24 protein-coding genes are annotated in these 14,204 nt (G+C 37.6%); all 24 read right to left on the bottom strand.

Translation table 11 applies throughout. From position 1 onward, the window contains the following. Positions 1–26: 26 nt before the first annotated feature. The gene (gene rpsI, locus D2K40_RS10020; protein WP_117155537.1) at positions 27–419 is read right to left on the bottom strand and encodes a 30S ribosomal protein S9; all 393 of its coding nucleotides are present in this window, start codon (positions 417–419) and stop codon (positions 27–29) included. A gap of 20 nt (positions 420–439) precedes the next feature. Beyond that, positions 440–877 (bottom strand): 50S ribosomal protein L13, encoded by a 438-nt coding sequence (gene rplM / locus D2K40_RS10025; RefSeq protein WP_117155539.1) that lies wholly within the window; start codon positions 875–877, stop codon positions 440–442. A gap of 453 nt (positions 878–1,330) precedes the next feature. Then, complete coding sequence (truA, locus tag D2K40_RS10030) at positions 1,331–2,074, bottom strand: tRNA pseudouridine(38-40) synthase TruA (RefSeq protein WP_117155541.1); 744 nt, start codon at positions 2,072–2,074, stop codon at positions 1,331–1,333. A gap of 12 nt (positions 2,075–2,086) precedes the next feature. Next, the gene (locus D2K40_RS10035) at positions 2,087–2,884 is read right to left on the bottom strand and encodes an energy-coupling factor transporter transmembrane component T family protein (RefSeq protein WP_117155543.1); all 798 of its coding nucleotides are present in this window, start codon (positions 2,882–2,884) and stop codon (positions 2,087–2,089) included. Then, on the bottom strand, positions 2,877–3,749 hold the full coding sequence (locus D2K40_RS10040) for an energy-coupling factor ABC transporter ATP-binding protein (protein ID WP_117155545.1): 873 nt from the start codon (positions 3,747–3,749) through the stop codon (positions 2,877–2,879). Before D2K40_RS10040 ends, D2K40_RS10035 begins: the two co-directional genes overlap by 8 nt. After that, positions 3,725–4,564 (bottom strand): energy-coupling factor ABC transporter ATP-binding protein, encoded by an 840-nt coding sequence (locus D2K40_RS10045; RefSeq protein ID WP_117155547.1) that lies wholly within the window; start codon positions 4,562–4,564, stop codon positions 3,725–3,727. The genes D2K40_RS10040 and D2K40_RS10045 overlap by 25 nt, the downstream gene beginning before the upstream one ends. 287 nt (positions 4,565–4,851) lie before the next feature. After that, positions 4,852–5,205, bottom strand: coding sequence for a 50S ribosomal protein L17 (gene rplQ, locus D2K40_RS10050; RefSeq protein ID WP_117155549.1), 354 nt, complete (start codon positions 5,203–5,205; stop codon positions 4,852–4,854). Positions 5,206–5,250: 45 nt separating this feature from the next. After that, positions 5,251–6,195 carry a DNA-directed RNA polymerase subunit alpha gene (locus D2K40_RS10055; protein WP_117155551.1) on the bottom strand — a complete coding sequence of 315 codons (945 nt, stop codon included), beginning with the start codon at positions 6,193–6,195 and terminating at the stop codon, positions 5,251–5,253. A 229-nt stretch (positions 6,196–6,424) separates the two neighbouring features. Beyond that, entirely contained in the window at positions 6,425–6,814 is a 390-nt protein-coding gene (rpsK, locus tag D2K40_RS10060; RefSeq protein ID WP_117155553.1) for a 30S ribosomal protein S11, read from the bottom strand. 25 nt (positions 6,815–6,839) lie between these two features. Beyond that, a complete protein-coding gene (gene rpsM / locus D2K40_RS10065) occupies positions 6,840–7,205 on the bottom strand; it encodes a 30S ribosomal protein S13 (RefSeq protein WP_117155555.1) in 366 nt (121 codons plus the stop codon). Positions 7,206–7,229: 24 nt separating this feature from the next. Continuing rightward, entirely contained in the window at positions 7,230–7,343 is a 114-nt protein-coding gene (gene rpmJ / locus D2K40_RS10070) for a 50S ribosomal protein L36 (RefSeq protein ID WP_089831635.1), read from the bottom strand. 32 nt (positions 7,344–7,375) lie between these two features. Further along, positions 7,376–7,594: a translation initiation factor IF-1 gene (gene infA, locus D2K40_RS10075; protein WP_003464670.1), complete on the bottom strand. Its 219-nt coding sequence runs from the start codon at positions 7,592–7,594 to the stop codon at positions 7,376–7,378. Then, on the bottom strand, positions 7,572–7,907 hold the full coding sequence (locus tag D2K40_RS10080) for a KOW domain-containing RNA-binding protein (RefSeq protein WP_117155557.1): 336 nt from the start codon (positions 7,905–7,907) through the stop codon (positions 7,572–7,574). Before D2K40_RS10080 ends, infA begins: the two co-directional genes overlap by 23 nt. A gap of 588 nt (positions 7,908–8,495) precedes the next feature. Next, positions 8,496–9,146, bottom strand: coding sequence for an adenylate kinase (locus tag D2K40_RS10085; RefSeq protein WP_117155559.1), 651 nt, complete (start codon positions 9,144–9,146; stop codon positions 8,496–8,498). A gap of 26 nt (positions 9,147–9,172) precedes the next feature. Further along, positions 9,173–10,468 carry a preprotein translocase subunit SecY gene (gene secY / locus D2K40_RS10090; RefSeq protein WP_117155561.1) on the bottom strand — a complete coding sequence of 432 codons (1,296 nt, stop codon included), beginning with the start codon at positions 10,466–10,468 and terminating at the stop codon, positions 9,173–9,175. Further along, positions 10,468–10,905: a 50S ribosomal protein L15 gene (gene rplO / locus D2K40_RS10095; protein WP_117155563.1), complete on the bottom strand. Its 438-nt coding sequence runs from the start codon at positions 10,903–10,905 to the stop codon at positions 10,468–10,470. Before rplO ends, secY begins: the two co-directional genes overlap by 1 nt. A gap of 29 nt (positions 10,906–10,934) precedes the next feature. After that, positions 10,935–11,117: a 50S ribosomal protein L30 gene (gene rpmD / locus D2K40_RS10100; RefSeq protein WP_117155565.1), complete on the bottom strand. Its 183-nt coding sequence runs from the start codon at positions 11,115–11,117 to the stop codon at positions 10,935–10,937. A gap of 13 nt (positions 11,118–11,130) precedes the next feature. After that, complete coding sequence (gene rpsE / locus D2K40_RS10105; RefSeq protein WP_117155567.1) at positions 11,131–11,634, bottom strand: 30S ribosomal protein S5; 504 nt, start codon at positions 11,632–11,634, stop codon at positions 11,131–11,133. A gap of 20 nt (positions 11,635–11,654) precedes the next feature. After that, positions 11,655–12,017: a 50S ribosomal protein L18 gene (rplR, locus tag D2K40_RS10110; RefSeq protein ID WP_117155569.1), complete on the bottom strand. Its 363-nt coding sequence runs from the start codon at positions 12,015–12,017 to the stop codon at positions 11,655–11,657. 53 nt (positions 12,018–12,070) lie between these two features. Then, the gene (gene rplF, locus D2K40_RS10115; RefSeq protein ID WP_117155571.1) at positions 12,071–12,607 is read right to left on the bottom strand and encodes a 50S ribosomal protein L6; all 537 of its coding nucleotides are present in this window, start codon (positions 12,605–12,607) and stop codon (positions 12,071–12,073) included. A gap of 33 nt (positions 12,608–12,640) precedes the next feature. Further along, the gene (gene rpsH, locus D2K40_RS10120) at positions 12,641–13,039 is read right to left on the bottom strand and encodes a 30S ribosomal protein S8 (RefSeq protein ID WP_117155573.1); all 399 of its coding nucleotides are present in this window, start codon (positions 13,037–13,039) and stop codon (positions 12,641–12,643) included. A 30-nt stretch (positions 13,040–13,069) separates the two neighbouring features. Continuing rightward, complete coding sequence (gene rpsN / locus D2K40_RS10125; protein WP_010285078.1) at positions 13,070–13,255, bottom strand: 30S ribosomal protein S14; 186 nt, start codon at positions 13,253–13,255, stop codon at positions 13,070–13,072. Positions 13,256–13,286: 31 nt separating this feature from the next. Continuing rightward, entirely contained in the window at positions 13,287–13,826 is a 540-nt protein-coding gene (rplE, locus tag D2K40_RS10130) for a 50S ribosomal protein L5 (RefSeq protein ID WP_117155575.1), read from the bottom strand. 26 nt (positions 13,827–13,852) lie between these two features. Beyond that, a complete protein-coding gene (rplX, locus tag D2K40_RS10135; RefSeq protein WP_117155577.1) occupies positions 13,853–14,164 on the bottom strand; it encodes a 50S ribosomal protein L24 in 312 nt (103 codons plus the stop codon). Positions 14,165–14,204: the final 40 nt, after the last annotated feature.

The raw sequence follows: 14,204 nt of genomic DNA on the forward strand, positions 1-14,204 counted from the left end.
GTTTTGATTCCTTGTATGACAAGGTTTTAACGTTTTGAGAACTGTGGTGCACGACGCGCGCCTTTAAGACCGTATTTTTTACGTTCTTTCATACGTGGGTCACGTGTTAAGAATCCAGCGCTCTTTAATACAGCGCGGTATTCTGGATCTGCTTCTAATAATGCACGAGAAACGCCGTGACGAATTGCACCAGCTTGACCAGTGAATCCTCCACCATCAACGTTTACTAATACATCATAGCCACCTTCTGTTTCAGTTGCAGCTAATGGTTGTTTAATGATTGTACGTAAAGATTCGTATGGGAAGTAGTCTTCCGCATCACGTTTATTAACAATGATACGTCCAGTTCCTGGTACTAAACGTACACGTGCAGTTGAGCTTTTACGGCGTCCGGTACCGTAGTATTGTACTTGTGCCACTATTCATTACCTCCTTTAAATTATCCGCGAAGTTCGTATACTTCTGGTTTTTGTGCTTGATGAGTGTGTTCAGGTCCTCTGAATACGTGCAATTTTTTAGCCATCTTACGACCAAGGCTACCCTTTGGAAGCATACCTTTAATTGTAAGTTCTAGCATTTGCTCTGGATATTTCGTACGCATTTCATCTGCGTTACGTGCTTTCAATCCACCTGGGTGGTTTGAATGACGGTAGTACATTTTGTCATTTAGTTTATTACCAGTTAATTCGATTTTCTCAGCATTGATAATGATAACATGGTCACCAGAATCAACATGCGGTGTATAAGTTACTTTATGCTTGCCACGAAGAATAGAAGCTAATTCACTAGCTAAACGCCCTAGTGTTTGTCCTTCTGCATCAACAACAAGCCATTTACGTTCAACAGTATTTTCATTTGCCATGAAAGTTGTTTGCATGATGAGTTACCCTCCTATATATAAATTTACCTATTCATATTACGTTTCATTTGCTATTGCTAGCTTGATTTGATCTTATATTCTACACAATTAACTTTCCGGGGCCAATCGTGGGATAGAAATAAAATGCCATATATCATCATATAACAAGCCTACCCTAAAGTCAATAGATAATCACCCGGATCCGTTGTTTTTTTCATAAAAACTATATTCTACAAGATTGTTGTTTATTTTATCAGTATTTTTAAATAAACTATGCACTAGTAACGTACTTTACCGCTCCTCAAATGAAATTGAATCCTGTGGGAACAGCACGAGCTGAAGATCCACTCGGACAGCGAGACCATTTCACTTGTGAGCGGGTTAGTAACTTACTGCCCGTTTATATCAAATCCGAATAATGAAAAGGAACAATGTTCTTAAAAAAGGCTGTTTAAAAAAGCTTTTAACTTATTATCTATAGGTGACTTCCCATAGAAAGAGCCCTTGTGGTGGTGCAGTTTTCCCTGCTTTATTACGATCTTTACTATTAATTGTATCTATTATGAAACTTGGAAGACGTTCACCTTTACCTATTTCAATCAACGTACCCACCAATATACGTACCATATTATATAAAAAGCCACTTCCCTTGAAAACAAAAACTACTTGATCTCCATCTTTCTGACAACTCGCATGATAAACGGTTCGCACTTTACTTCCTTTTATATCTGTTTTAGCAGAACAAAAAGCTGAAAAGTCATGTTCCCCTTCTATATACGTACAAGCCTCTTGCATTGCATGGATATCTAAATAGTCCCTAACATGTGTACGATGGTTCCTTACAAATATATCTGGATCTTTTCTGTTTAAAACAAAATAACGATACTCTTTTACAATTGCGTCATACCTCGCATGAAAGTCATCAACTACGTGGTGTACGCTCTCAATAAAAATATCTTTTGGTAAACGTGTATTCAAAGCCATCTTCCAATTCTTTTCAGGGATTGTTAAAGTCGTGTCAAAATGAAACGTTTGACCAACTGCATGCACTCTTGCATCTGTCCTTCCTGATGCAATAACCTGGACCTCTTTGCCCTTATGCAAAGCTTTTAGTGCTTGTTCAATCTTTTCCTGAATGGTTATACCGTTATTTTGAATTTGATAGCCAGCATAATTTGTCCCATCATAGCTCACGACACACATTATTCGTACCATTTGACTACTCCTTTATACTCTTAACAAAAATAAGACAATAATAACAAGTCCAAATATAATAAACGAAAAAATATCTCTTTTTTCAATTTTTAATTCACGTAGTTTTGTTCTACCTTCACCGCCTTGATAACCACGGGCCTCCATTGCCATTGCCAGGTCTTCAGCACGCTTAAAGGCACTAACAAATAAAGGAACTAGTAACGGAACAATTGCCTGAATTCGATCTTTTACTGGGCCTGTTTTAAAATCAACACCTCTTGATGCTTGAGCCTTTGAAATTTTTTCTGTTTCCTGCATAAGCGTTGGAATAAAGCGTAAAGAAATTGACATCATTAATGCTAATTCATGTACAGGAAATCTTATTTTTTTCAAAGGATCTAATAAACTTTCAATTGCATCTGTAATTTCTATTGGCGTTGTCGTTAAAGTAAGTAATGATGTTACCAAAATAAGTAGAAAAAACCGAAAAGAAATCGCAATACCTTGAATAACGCCACCAGAGTAAACTGGAAAAGAAAAAATTTGAAAAAGGATGTCACCATCTTTTGTCACTATTAAATGCAAAATAAAGGTAAAAATAATCAAGAACCAAACTGGGGTTAGCCCACGTAGGATAAAGGGTATTTTTATTTTTGTTGCCAAAGCTATCCCAACTGCAAATGCCGTTAACCACGCATAACTAGCTGCCGAGTTAGCAAAGAAAACAAATATAACAAAAAGAAAGATCATTGTAATCTTTGTTCTTGGATCAAGGCGATGTATGAACGAATCACTTGGTACATATTGACCAATTATCAAAGAATTACTCATCCGTTACATCCCCCTTCAAATGTTCCTTCAACTGGATTCCAAGCTCTGAAATTGTTTGACCTTCGTAAGGAAGAGACACTTGAAACTTGTCTTCTATTTTTCGTAAGAATTGTATGATTTCAGGTAAATCTAATTGAACAGCCTGCAATTTGTCTTTTTGTACAAATAGATCTTCAGGTGTTCCTTCCATATACTTCGTTCCATGATCCATGATAATGACATGGTCTGCATATTGTAATGCGTCTTCCATACTGTGTGTAACTAAGATAGTTGTTAACCCTTTAGCATTGTGCAATTGATAAAACATATCCATCATTTCTTTTTGACCTCTTGGATCCAATCCAGCTGTAGGTTCATCTAATACAAGTACAGATGGATCCATTGCTAGCACACCCGCAATGGCCACACGTCGCATTTGACCACCACTTAAATCAAATGGGGATCGTTCAAGTAATTCCTCAGGTAACTGTACTGCATCTAATATTGGTGGGATCCTTTTTTCAATTTCTTCATAATCAACCCCGAAATTTTTGGGGCCAAAGGCTATATCTTTTTTTACAGTTTCATCAAATAACTGGTGTTCAGGATATTGAAATACAACACCAACTTTTTCACGCAAAACCTTTATGTCTTTTACCTTTTTACCAGGCATTAGTTGATAAGGACCAATAGATACTTCTCCACCGGTTGGTCTAAGAAGTCCATTCAGGTGTTGAATTAATGTCGACTTACCGGATCCAGTATGACCCACGATTGCAACAAATGAACCAGAAGAAATAGTAAAGGATAAATTTCTTAATGCATGGTGTTCAAAAGGGGTATTAGGTTGATACGTATAATTTACTTGTTTGAATGATATGTCCATAATTCCTCTAATAACTCCTCATGGTTTAATGGTTGCTGACTAATTGGAACGTCTACTTTACCTAACTCATTTGCCAGTTTTGCAACAAATGGAATATCTAACCCAATCTCTTGCAATTCCTTTTCCCTTGCAAAAACTTCTCTCGGGGTAGCTTCTAACCAAACCTCTCCTTTGCTCATTACAATAACACGATCTGCCTGCGTTATTTCATTTAGATCATGCGTAATTGTCAAAAGAGATAGTCCTTGTTGGTCTTTCACCTCATTTACAGTATGCATGATTTCTTTTCTACCTTTAGGATCTAGCATAGCTGTTGCTTCATCTAAAATAATGATCTGGGGTGAAATAGCTAACACGCTAGCAATTGCCACCCTTTGTTTTTGTCCACCAGACAATCGGTGTGGCTCATGTAGCATATAGTCTATCATACCGACAGCACGTAAGCTGTTATCTATCGCAGTAATCATTTGAGAACGGTCTACTCCTCTGTTTTCTAATCCAAAGGCTACATCATCACGTACCGTTGTACCAACAAATTGATTATCTGGATTTTGAAAAACCATTCCGACTTTTTTACGCACTTCCCAGATTGTCTCCTCTGTAACTGGAGTACCAAGAACAACCACTTCACCTTCATCAGCAAACAATAAACCATTAATTAATTTAGCGATTGTTGATTTACCTGATCCATTATGGCCAATAATTGCTACCCCTTCATCTGCAGGAATACGAAAACTAACATTTTTTAAAACCCATGGTCCTTCCTCGCTATACCGGAATGAAACATTTCGAAATTCTATACACTCTTTTTTCATATACGATTCCCCCGCCGTTATATGTCACATTATTTCCCCGGAAATGATGGAATTAAAGGGGAGAATGTCGATATATATTTAAATACGTCTTTAAAAGTCTATTTTATCATAACCAGGTGCAAAAAAATTTATAAATGTAGCAAAAATAAAAAACACCGAATGGCTTATCCTAGGGGAGAAGTCAACGGCGTCTGTGTTATTTATCAATATTTACTTAATGTGCAAAAAGGGCTTGGATTGACCTCGTGGAGAGATTCTATCCTGCCCTTCACCTTCTTTTATCAAGTTTATACTAACTCAATAATTGCTGTTTTTGCACCGTCACCACGACGCTGTCCTAATTTCAAGACACGTGTGTATCCGCCTTGGCGTTCTTCATAACGAGTTGCAATATCGCTAAACAGTTTTTGAACTGCATCTTCATTTTCTGCCGTTTTTGATCCATATAAGTAAGCTGCTGCCTGACGACGAGCATGAAGATCCCCGCGCTTACCAAGTGTGATCATTTTTTCTACGACAGAACGAAGATCTTTCGCTTTCGCTTCTGTTGTTTCTATACGTTCATGAATAATCAAGTCAGTAGCAAGATTTCGAAGTAATGCTAAACGTACATCAGTTGTACGACCTAGTTTTCTAGCCATGGATTATCCCTCCCTTATTTCGGAATGTCTCAAGTTGTTATATGATTAGTCTTCTTTACGTAATCCTAGTCCCAAATCTTCCAATTTGTGTCTCACTTCTTCAAGTGATTTACGTCCTAGATTACGTACTTTCATCATATCTTCTTCTGACTTATTCGCAAGTTCTTGTACTGAATTAATACCTGCACGTTTTAAACAGTTATAAGAACGAACTGATAAATCAAGCTCTTCTATTGTCATTTCTAATACTTTTTCTTTTTGATCTTCTTCTTTTTCAATCATGATTTCTGCATTTTGTGCTTCATCTGTTAAGCTAACAAATATGTTCAAATGCTCTGTATAGATTTTAGCACCTAATGATACAGCTTCTTCAGGTCGAATACTTCCATCTGTCCAAACATCCAATGTCAACTTATCAAAATTCGTGATCTGACCAACACGTGTATTTTCTACTTGGTAGGTAACTCGTGATACTGGCGTGAAAATTGAGTCAACTGGAATAACTCCAATTGGTTGATCATCATGATTGTTTGAGTCAGCTGGACGGTATCCTCTACCACGTTCAGCAGTCATTTTCATACGTAATGCTGCATTACTTCCTAATGTAGCAATATGAAGATCTGGATTTAAAATTTCTACATCACTATCGTACGTAATATCCGCAGCTGTAACAATTCCTTCCCCTTGTACATCTATCTCTAAAGTTTTCTCTTCATCAGAGTAAATTTTTAGAGCTAGCTTCTTCAGGTTAAGAACAATCGTTGTAACGTCTTCTACAACGCCTTCAATCGTTGAGAACTCATGAAGTGCACCATCAATTTGTACAGATGTTACAGCAGCACCAGGAAGTGAGGATAATAGAATACGACGTAAGGAGTTTCCTAGTGTAGTCCCATATCCACGTTCTAGCGGTTCTACAACGAACTTTCCAAATGTAGCATCATCACTGATTTCTACTGTCTCTATCTTTGGCTTTTCAATTTCGATCATTAATAAAAACCCTCCTTCAAACGTCGAAACCCCGGCTAGATGATTTATCTAACCGAAATTCCTCAGGTCGGCAGTTCCCGTTTCTGCACTATGTCAATTTGTATACTTTAAGTCTGTCCGATGCTGATTAACAATAGAAAAAAATTAACTACTGCCTTTATTTTGCATTTTCTAGTTTAAGCTAACATAACCCATTATAGACAGCCTAACAAATTCTATACGGATAAATTTACACGCGACGACGTTTTGGTGGGCGACAACCATTGTGAGGAACAGGTGTTACATCAACAATGGCAGTAACTTCAATGCCTGCTGCTTGTAGCGAACGAATTGCTGCTTCACGTCCAGCACCAGGACCCTTTACCGTTACTTCTAACGTTTTGATGCCATGCTCTTGAGCAGCTTTAGCTGCTGTTTCTGCTGCCATTTGTGCTGCAAATGGTGTTGATTTACGAGAGCCTCTAAAACCAAGCGCACCAGCACTACTCCAGCTAATCGCATTACCTTGAATATCAGTAATTGTAACAATTGTGTTGTTAAAAGTTGAACGAATATGCGCTATGCCACTGTCAATATTCTTTTTCACACGTTTTTTACGTGTATTTGTTTTACGGACCATTAGATTTTCGAACCTCCTTTAAAAATTATTTCTTTTTGTTGGCCATAGTCTTACGTGGGCCTTTACGTGTACGAGAGTTATTCTTCGTTTTTTGTCCGCGAACTGGTAAACCTCTGCGGTGACGAAGACCTCTGTATGAACCAATTTCAATTAGACGTTTAATATTTAATGATACTTCACGACGAAGATCACCTTCTACCGTATGCTTATCAACTGCTGTACGGATTTTTGACAACTCATCTTCTGTTAGATCACGAACACGAGTATCTTCTGAAACGCCAGCTTCTTGTAAAACTTCTTTAGCAGTAGTTTTACCGATACCATAGATATAAGTTAAAGAAATTACTACACGTTTTTCACGTGGAACATCAATACCTGCAATACGTGCCATTAGTTCTGTGCACCTCCTTATTGATTAACCTTGCTTTTGTTTGTGTTTCGGGTTTTCACATATTACCATTACTTTTCCATTACGACGAATAACTTTACATTTTTCGCACATTGGTTTTACAGATGGTCTTACCTTCATCATCCATACCTCCTCTTGTTTCGGAGCTTATATTATTTATAACGGTACGTAATACGTCCTCTAGTTAAATCATACGGTGAAAGCTCAACCGTTACTTTATCTCCAGGTAATATTCGAATGAAGTGCATACGAATCTTACCAGATACGTGAGCTAAAACGGTGTGACCATTCTCTAATTCAACTTTAAACATTGCATTCGGTAACGTGTCAGTAACAGTACCTTCTACTTCAATTGCATCGTCTTTCGCCATCGAGTTGATCTCCCTTCTTCAAATCAGTCAGTACTTCATTGACAAATTTTGATATCGCAAAACGCAGCTTACCATTTGTAACGCGACCAGTTTCTAGAAGGCTGTTTTGGACTTCTGGAGAAATAAAATTCAATGATCTAACGTGTTGTAAGTTCTTCTTTTTTGGTCGATCATACTTTCTTTTTTCCCCGTCCGCAAGCAAGACAAAACGATCATCCACAATGTTTATGACAATAGCATATTGGCCTGCTTCTCGTCCTTGTATAATCTGAACAATTTGACCTATTTCGGGACGCGACTCCGTATCATTCAAACATGATCACCTTCACTTAGGTTATAGTTTTAGTCATCTTTTAAAACAACTAACTTCTCTATCATAAAAAATACATATTTAAAATAAGCATATATTTTATCATGTTTTGTGACAACCGTCCAATTATCTGCAAAAGTAGTTATCTGACATATTCCCGCATTCAACATTGATTCTTCAATTAGAATCATATCTGGTTAAATAGTGGATCATTTTGAGGACTGTAAATAATCAGGCATCTTCGTTTATAGCGAGTACAAACGATCCTATCTCATGTTCCTTACAGTAACAATTCGCTCCACATCTTGTCTGAAATTTCATGCGATATATTGGAAAGGCGGGCACCTGGTTTTGCTTAATCAAGACTTATTGTTTTAAACAAGTCTCATTTATTTCTAGTAATCAATTCACTGTCATGATGGTTACATAAAGTGTGTGAATCGAATACCTTTTTCTTAGATCACCTTTATATGAAATAGTGCAAAATAGTACCACGAAAATCATTATACCCTTTCCAGAAAATAATTGCATCTTTGATACGATTTCTTTGGTGATATACGTTATTTCTCGTGGTATTTTTGCAACATTTACTTATACCAGTGATTTAAGTTTTTGATCAATGTCTTCAAATACTTGATTGATCTCTTGCGAACCATCTATGGAGACAAGATATCCTTTGTCATGATAAAAGTCTAACAATGGTTGTGCTTGTTGAACATTTACTTCCAATCGCTTTGCAACTGTTTCTGGACGGTCATCATCACGTTGAATTAAAGTTGCACCATCATTATCACAGATTCCCTCTTGTTTAGGAGGATTGTAGATAACATGGTAGGTTGCGCCACAAGTTGGACAAATTCTTCGACCGGTTAACCGATCGACCAATTGATCCTGTGGTACATCAACATGTAAAACAAAGTCTAATGAACGCTCCAACTCTTGAAGTAAGCTTTCCAATGCATCTGCTTGAGCAACTGTTCTTGGAAAACCATCCAAAAGAAACCCAGTACTGCAATCAGGTTTACTCAAACGTTCACGCACAATTCCAATTGTTACTTCATCAGGAACTAGTTCTCCCTGATCCATAAATGTTTTAGCTTTTTTTCCAAGGTCTGTTCCTTCTTTAATTGCAAGTCGAAACATATCTCCAGTTGAAATATGAGGGATCTGATATTTATCTACTATCTTTTCAGCCTGAGTACCTTTACCAGCACCAGGAAGACCCATTAGAATCAAATTCACTGCAATTCCCCTCGCTTATAACCAATTTATTTAATAAAACCTTTATAGTGACGTTTTACAAGTTGGCTTTCTAACTGTTTCATCGTTTGAAGTGCTACACCTACTACAATCAGCAAGCTAGTACCTCCAATTTGAATTGCTTGAGGTAAGTTAGCAATACTACCTAAAACAAGTGGTAATACCGCAACCGCAGCAAGAAAGATAGACCCAACAAATGTGAGGCGATACATAACTCGCGTAAGATACGTTTCTGTATTTTTACCAGGTCGTATCCCAGGAATATATCCACCTTGTTTCTTAAGGTTTTCAGCCATTTGTTCTGGATTCACCTGTACAAATGAATAGAAATAGGTGAATGCAATGATTAACGCGACATAGATTACCATACCAATAGGTTGTGTGTAATCAAAAATCGTCTCAATTGTACCAGCAACACTTCCTTCAAAGAAGCTAGCAATAGTACGTGGTGCCATAATAAAAGATACTGCAAAAATAACGGGGATAACACCAGCAGCATTAACTTTTAACGGTAAATGTGTCGAGTGTCCACCTACTGGCGAACGATTTACTAAACGTTTTGCATATTGAATTGGTATTTTACGCAATGCTTGTTGAATGTAAATTACACCAACAACAACAGCAAGTATTACCAATACAATTAATGCAACAATCACGATATTGATGAATAAATCGTCACCAACATCTCCACCAAAATATTGCTCATATAATTGATTTACTCCATTTGGAATCGCAGCAACAATACCTGCGAAAATAATAATGGAAATACCATTACCTACTCCATTTGCAGTAATTTGTTCTCCAAGCCACATTAAAAAAGCTGTTCCACTAGTTAACACTATCGCAATTACGATAAATTTACCCACGCCAGGATCTGCAATCAATTGTCCATTAGTCATTGCATTAAAGCCAACTGACATAGCAATAGCTTGAATAAATGCAAGAATGATTGTAGCATAACGTGTGAATTGAGCTAACTTTCGTCGACCAACTTCCCCTTGTTTTTTCCACTCGGTAAACTTAGGTACTACATCCATTTGCAATAACTGCATAATGATGGAGGCGGTAATGTAGGGCATAATCCCCATCGCAAAGATGGAGAAGTTCTGTAATGCCCCACCTCCAAAAGTATTTAAGAACCCAAATACACTTTGTTGATCATTCATAAACCCAATTGCATCTCGATCTGAGAATGGAACTGGGATAAATGTTCCTAATCGAAAAACGATTAACATTAATAGTGTGAAGACAATTTTACTTCTAATATCTTTTACACGCACGAAATTAGAGATTGTACGAAACATTACATCACCTCAATTTTACCGCCCGCTGCCTCAATAGCTTCTTTTGCAGAAGTAGAGAACTTGTGAGCTTTTACAGTAAGTTTCTTTTCCATATTGCCATTTCCAAGAACTTTAATGCCGGCTTTTAACTTGCTAACTGTTCCAGTTTCAAGTAAAAGTTCAGGTGTTACTTCTGTACCTTCTTCAAATTTATTTAGTGTATCTAAGTTGACGATTGAATATTCAGTACGATGGATATTTGTAAATCCTCGTTTTGGTAAGCGTTGGAATAATGGCATTTGTCCACCTTCAAATCCTAGACGTACGCCACCACCTGAACGAGCTTTTTGCCCTTTATGTCCGCGACCAGATGTTTTTCCGTTACCAGAGGACATTCCACGACCTACACGATTTCGCTCTTTACGAGCTTGTGATGGTTTCAATTCATGAAGTTTCATGCGAGCACCTCCTCTTTGCGCTAATGTTATTATACTTCTTTGACCGTTACAAGATGTGATACTTTATTAAGCATGCCTCGAACCGCAGGCGTATCTTCACGGACAACAGATTGACGAATTTTTCTTAAACCCAATGTTTTTACGGTTGCCTTTTGAACTTCAGATCTGCCGATGACACTGCGCATGAGGGTAATTTCTAAATTTTTAGCCATTGTATTTCCCTCCCTATCCTAACAGTTCTTCTACTGATTTACCACGTAATTTCGCTACTTCTTCTGCACGTTTTAAGCCAGCAAGACCGCTGATTGTTGCGCGAACCATGTTGATCGGTGTGTTAGATCCTAATGATTTAGAAAGAATGTCACCTACACCAGAAAGTTCAAGTACGGCACGAACAGGTCCACCAGCAATAACTCCAGTACCTTCAGCAGCTGGTTTCATTAAGATGCTTCCTGCACCAAATTCACCAATTGTTTCGTGTGGAATCGTTGTACCAACGATCGGTACAGTAATAAGATTTTTCTTTGCATCATCGATTGCTTTTTTGATAGCTTCTGGTACCTCTTGTGCTTTACCAGTACCAAATCCAACATGTCCGTTTTTGTCTCCGACTACAACTAATGCTGCAAAACGGAAACGACGTCCACCTTTTACTACTTTAGCTACACGGTTGATTGTTACTACGCGTTCTTCTAAGTCTAATTTATTCGGGTCGATATTAGTACGCAATATATGTCCCTCCTTTTATATTAAAATTCAAGACCTGCCTCACGGGCAGCATCTGCTAATGCTTTTACACGTCCGTGATATAAATATCCTCCACGGTCAAACACTATATTCTTGTGGCCTTTTTCTTGAGCGCGTGTTGCGACTAGTTCGCCAACTTTTTTTGCTGCTTCTACATTTCCAGTAGCATCACTGTCAAATCCATTATCTACTGTTGAAGCACTTACTAATGTAACTGCATTTACATCATCAATTAGTTGTGCATAGATATGTTTATTTGAACGATATACGTTTAGACGTGGACGTTCCGCAGTTCCAAAAAGGTTCTTACGAACACGTTGATGTCTTTTTTTACGTACGACGTTTTTATCTGGCTTTGTGATCATCTAGGTCACTCCTTTCTGTTCCCTACCTAACCTGAATCATCGGTTAACTAACTTTATTTAGCTGTTTTACCTTCTTTACGACGTACTTTTTCACCTTCATAACGAATCCCTTTACCTTTATAAGGTTCAGGTGGGCGAATAGCACGAATGTTTGCAGCAACTGCACCAACTAGTTCTTTATCAATACCCTTAATAATAACTTTTGTGTTTGCAGGGACATCAATTTCGATACCATCTTGTGGTTCAATTTCTACCGGATGAGAATAACCAGCGTTAACAACAAGTTTTGTACCTTGTTTTAGCGCACGGTAACCAACACCTTGAATTTCTAATGCTTTTTCAAATCCTTTGTGTACCCCTTCAACCATATTACCGATCAGACTACGTGTTGTACCATGTAGGGCACGGTGTTCTTTATGATCACTTGGTCGTTCAACCGTTAATACGTTATCTTCAACTTTAATTGTCATATCCTGATGGAATTGACGAGATAATTCTCCCTTAGGACCTTTTACAGTCACAAAGTTGTTGTCATTTTTGATTTCAACACCTTCAGGGATTTCTAGTATTTTTAAGCCTATACGAGACATTTTTGGAGCACCTCCTATCTTGTTGAATAATTATTACCAAACGTATGCGAGTACTTCGCCGCCAATCGATTGTTCACGTGCTTCTTTATCCGATAAAACACCTTTTGAAGTAGAAACGATTGCAATACCAAGTCCATTTAATACTTTTGGAATTTCATCAGCTTTTGCATATACACGCAATCCTGGTTTACTAATACGTTTTATACCAGAGATTACACGTTCTTCACCTGTACCATATTTTAAGAAAATACGAAGTACACCTTGCTTATTATCTTCAATGAATTCATAATCGCGAACAAAGCCCTCACGTTTTAAGATATCTGCAACTTCTTTTTTTAAGTTTGACGCAGGAAGCTCTAGCTTCTCATGGCGAACCATGTTTGCATTACGAATACGAGTTAACATATCTGCAATTGGGTCAGTCATAACCATTATTTATTACCTCCTTCCCTAATCGGGGTTTTACCAGCTTGCTTTTTTGACACCAGGAATCTGACCTTTATAGGCAAGTTCACGGAAACAAATACGGCAAAGTTTAAATTTACGTAATACCGAATGTGGACGTCCGCAACGCTCACAACGTGTGTATTCTTGTACTTTGAACTTTTGTGTGCGTTTTTGTTTCGCAATCATAGATTTTTTAGCCACTATTTTCCCTCCTTGTACTAGCTCAGGACGCTTATTTTTGGAAAGGCATGCCAAGCTGTGTTAATAATTCACGTGCTTCTTCGTCAGTGTTAGCAGTTGTAACGATAACGATGTCCATCCCGCGAACCTTACTTACTTGGTCATAATTAATTTCTGGGAAAATTAATTGTTCTTTTACACCTAGCGTATAGTTTCCACGACCATCAAATGCTTTATTAGAAATACCACGGAAATCACGTACACGTGGAAGTGATACATCAATAAGTTTTTGAAGGAATTCATACATACGTGCTCCACGAAGAGTTACTTTTGCCCCAATAGGCATTCCCTCACGAAGACGAAAGCTTGCAATTGATTTCTTAGCTTTTGTTATTAAAGGTTTTTGTCCTGATAGAAGTGCTAGTTCTTCAACAGCACTATCTAATGCTTTTGAGTTTTGAACTGCATCTCCAATACCCATGTTGATAACAATTTTATCAACTTTTGGTACTTCCATTACTGAATCATAGTTGAATTTTTCCACTAATGATGAAACGATATCGCTTTGGTATCTATTTTTTAGTTCGTTCATCGAGTAGCCCTCCTTTCGTCGCTAATTTATTTATCTAACGCTTCACCGGATTTTTTAGCGATACGAACTTTCTTTCCGTCACGTTCTTCAAATCCTACACGAGTTGGCTCGCCGGATTTTGGATCAATCGGCAATACATTAGAAACATGAATTGGTGCTTCATGGTTTAAGATTCCACCTTGTGGATTATCTTGTGAAGGTTTTGCGTGTTTTTTTACAACGTTAATCCCTTCAACTAGTACACGATCTTTTTTTGGGTATGCCACAAGGACTACACCTTGTTTCCCTTTATCTTTACCAGAAATTACTTGTACTTTATCACCTTTTTTTACATGCATGCTAGACGCACCTCCTTACAAGGCTTTTCATTAAGAGCTT

The sequence above is a fragment of the Paraliobacillus quinghaiensis genome, from assembly GCF_003426025.1.
Classification (GTDB): domain Bacteria; phylum Bacillota; class Bacilli; order Bacillales; family Amphibacillaceae; genus Paraliobacillus_A; species Paraliobacillus_A quinghaiensis.

Coding starts and splice junctions, on each gene's coding strand:
- rplM (WP_117155539.1), bottom strand. CDS start 877: ATGCAAACAACTTTCATGGCAAATGAAAATACTGTTGAACGTAAATGG.
- truA (WP_117155541.1), bottom strand. CDS start 2,074: ATGGTACGAATAATGTGTGTCGTGAGCTATGATGGGACAAATTATGCT.
- D2K40_RS10035 (WP_117155543.1), bottom strand. CDS start 2,884: ATGAGTAATTCTTTGATAATTGGTCAATATGTACCAAGTGATTCGTTC.
- D2K40_RS10040 (WP_117155545.1), bottom strand. CDS start 3,749: ATGGACATATCATTCAAACAAGTAAATTATACGTATCAACCTAATACC.
- D2K40_RS10045 (WP_117155547.1), bottom strand. CDS start 4,564: ATGAAAAAAGAGTGTATAGAATTTCGAAATGTTTCATTCCGGTATAGC.
- rplQ (WP_117155549.1), bottom strand. CDS start 5,205: ATGGCTAGAAAACTAGGTCGTACAACTGATGTACGTTTAGCATTACTT.
- D2K40_RS10055 (WP_117155551.1), bottom strand. CDS start 6,195: ATGATCGAAATTGAAAAGCCAAAGATAGAGACAGTAGAAATCAGTGAT.
- rpsK (WP_117155553.1), bottom strand. CDS start 6,814: ATGGTCCGTAAAACAAATACACGTAAAAAACGTGTGAAAAAGAATATT.
- rpsM (WP_117155555.1), bottom strand. CDS start 7,205: ATGGCACGTATTGCAGGTATTGATGTTCCACGTGAAAAACGTGTAGTA.
- rpmJ (WP_089831635.1), bottom strand. CDS start 7,343: ATGAAGGTAAGACCATCTGTAAAACCAATGTGCGAAAAATGTAAAGTT.
- infA (WP_003464670.1), bottom strand. CDS start 7,594: ATGGCGAAAGACGATGCAATTGAAGTAGAAGGTACTGTTACTGACACG.
- secY (WP_117155561.1), bottom strand. CDS start 10,468: ATGTTTCGTACAATCTCTAATTTCGTGCGTGTAAAAGATATTAGAAGT.
- rplO (WP_117155563.1), bottom strand. CDS start 10,905: ATGAAACTTCATGAATTGAAACCATCACAAGCTCGTAAAGAGCGAAAT.
- rpmD (WP_117155565.1), bottom strand. CDS start 11,117: ATGGCTAAAAATTTAGAAATTACCCTCATGCGCAGTGTCATCGGCAGA.
- rplR (WP_117155569.1), bottom strand. CDS start 12,017: ATGATCACAAAGCCAGATAAAAACGTCGTACGTAAAAAAAGACATCAA.
- rplF (WP_117155571.1), bottom strand. CDS start 12,607: ATGTCTCGTATAGGCTTAAAAATACTAGAAATCCCTGAAGGTGTTGAA.
- rpsH (WP_117155573.1), bottom strand. CDS start 13,039: ATGGTTATGACTGACCCAATTGCAGATATGTTAACTCGTATTCGTAAT.
- rplE (WP_117155575.1), bottom strand. CDS start 13,826: ATGAACGAACTAAAAAATAGATACCAAAGCGATATCGTTTCATCATTA.
- rplX (WP_117155577.1), bottom strand. CDS start 14,164: ATGCATGTAAAAAAAGGTGATAAAGTACAAGTAATTTCTGGTAAAGAT.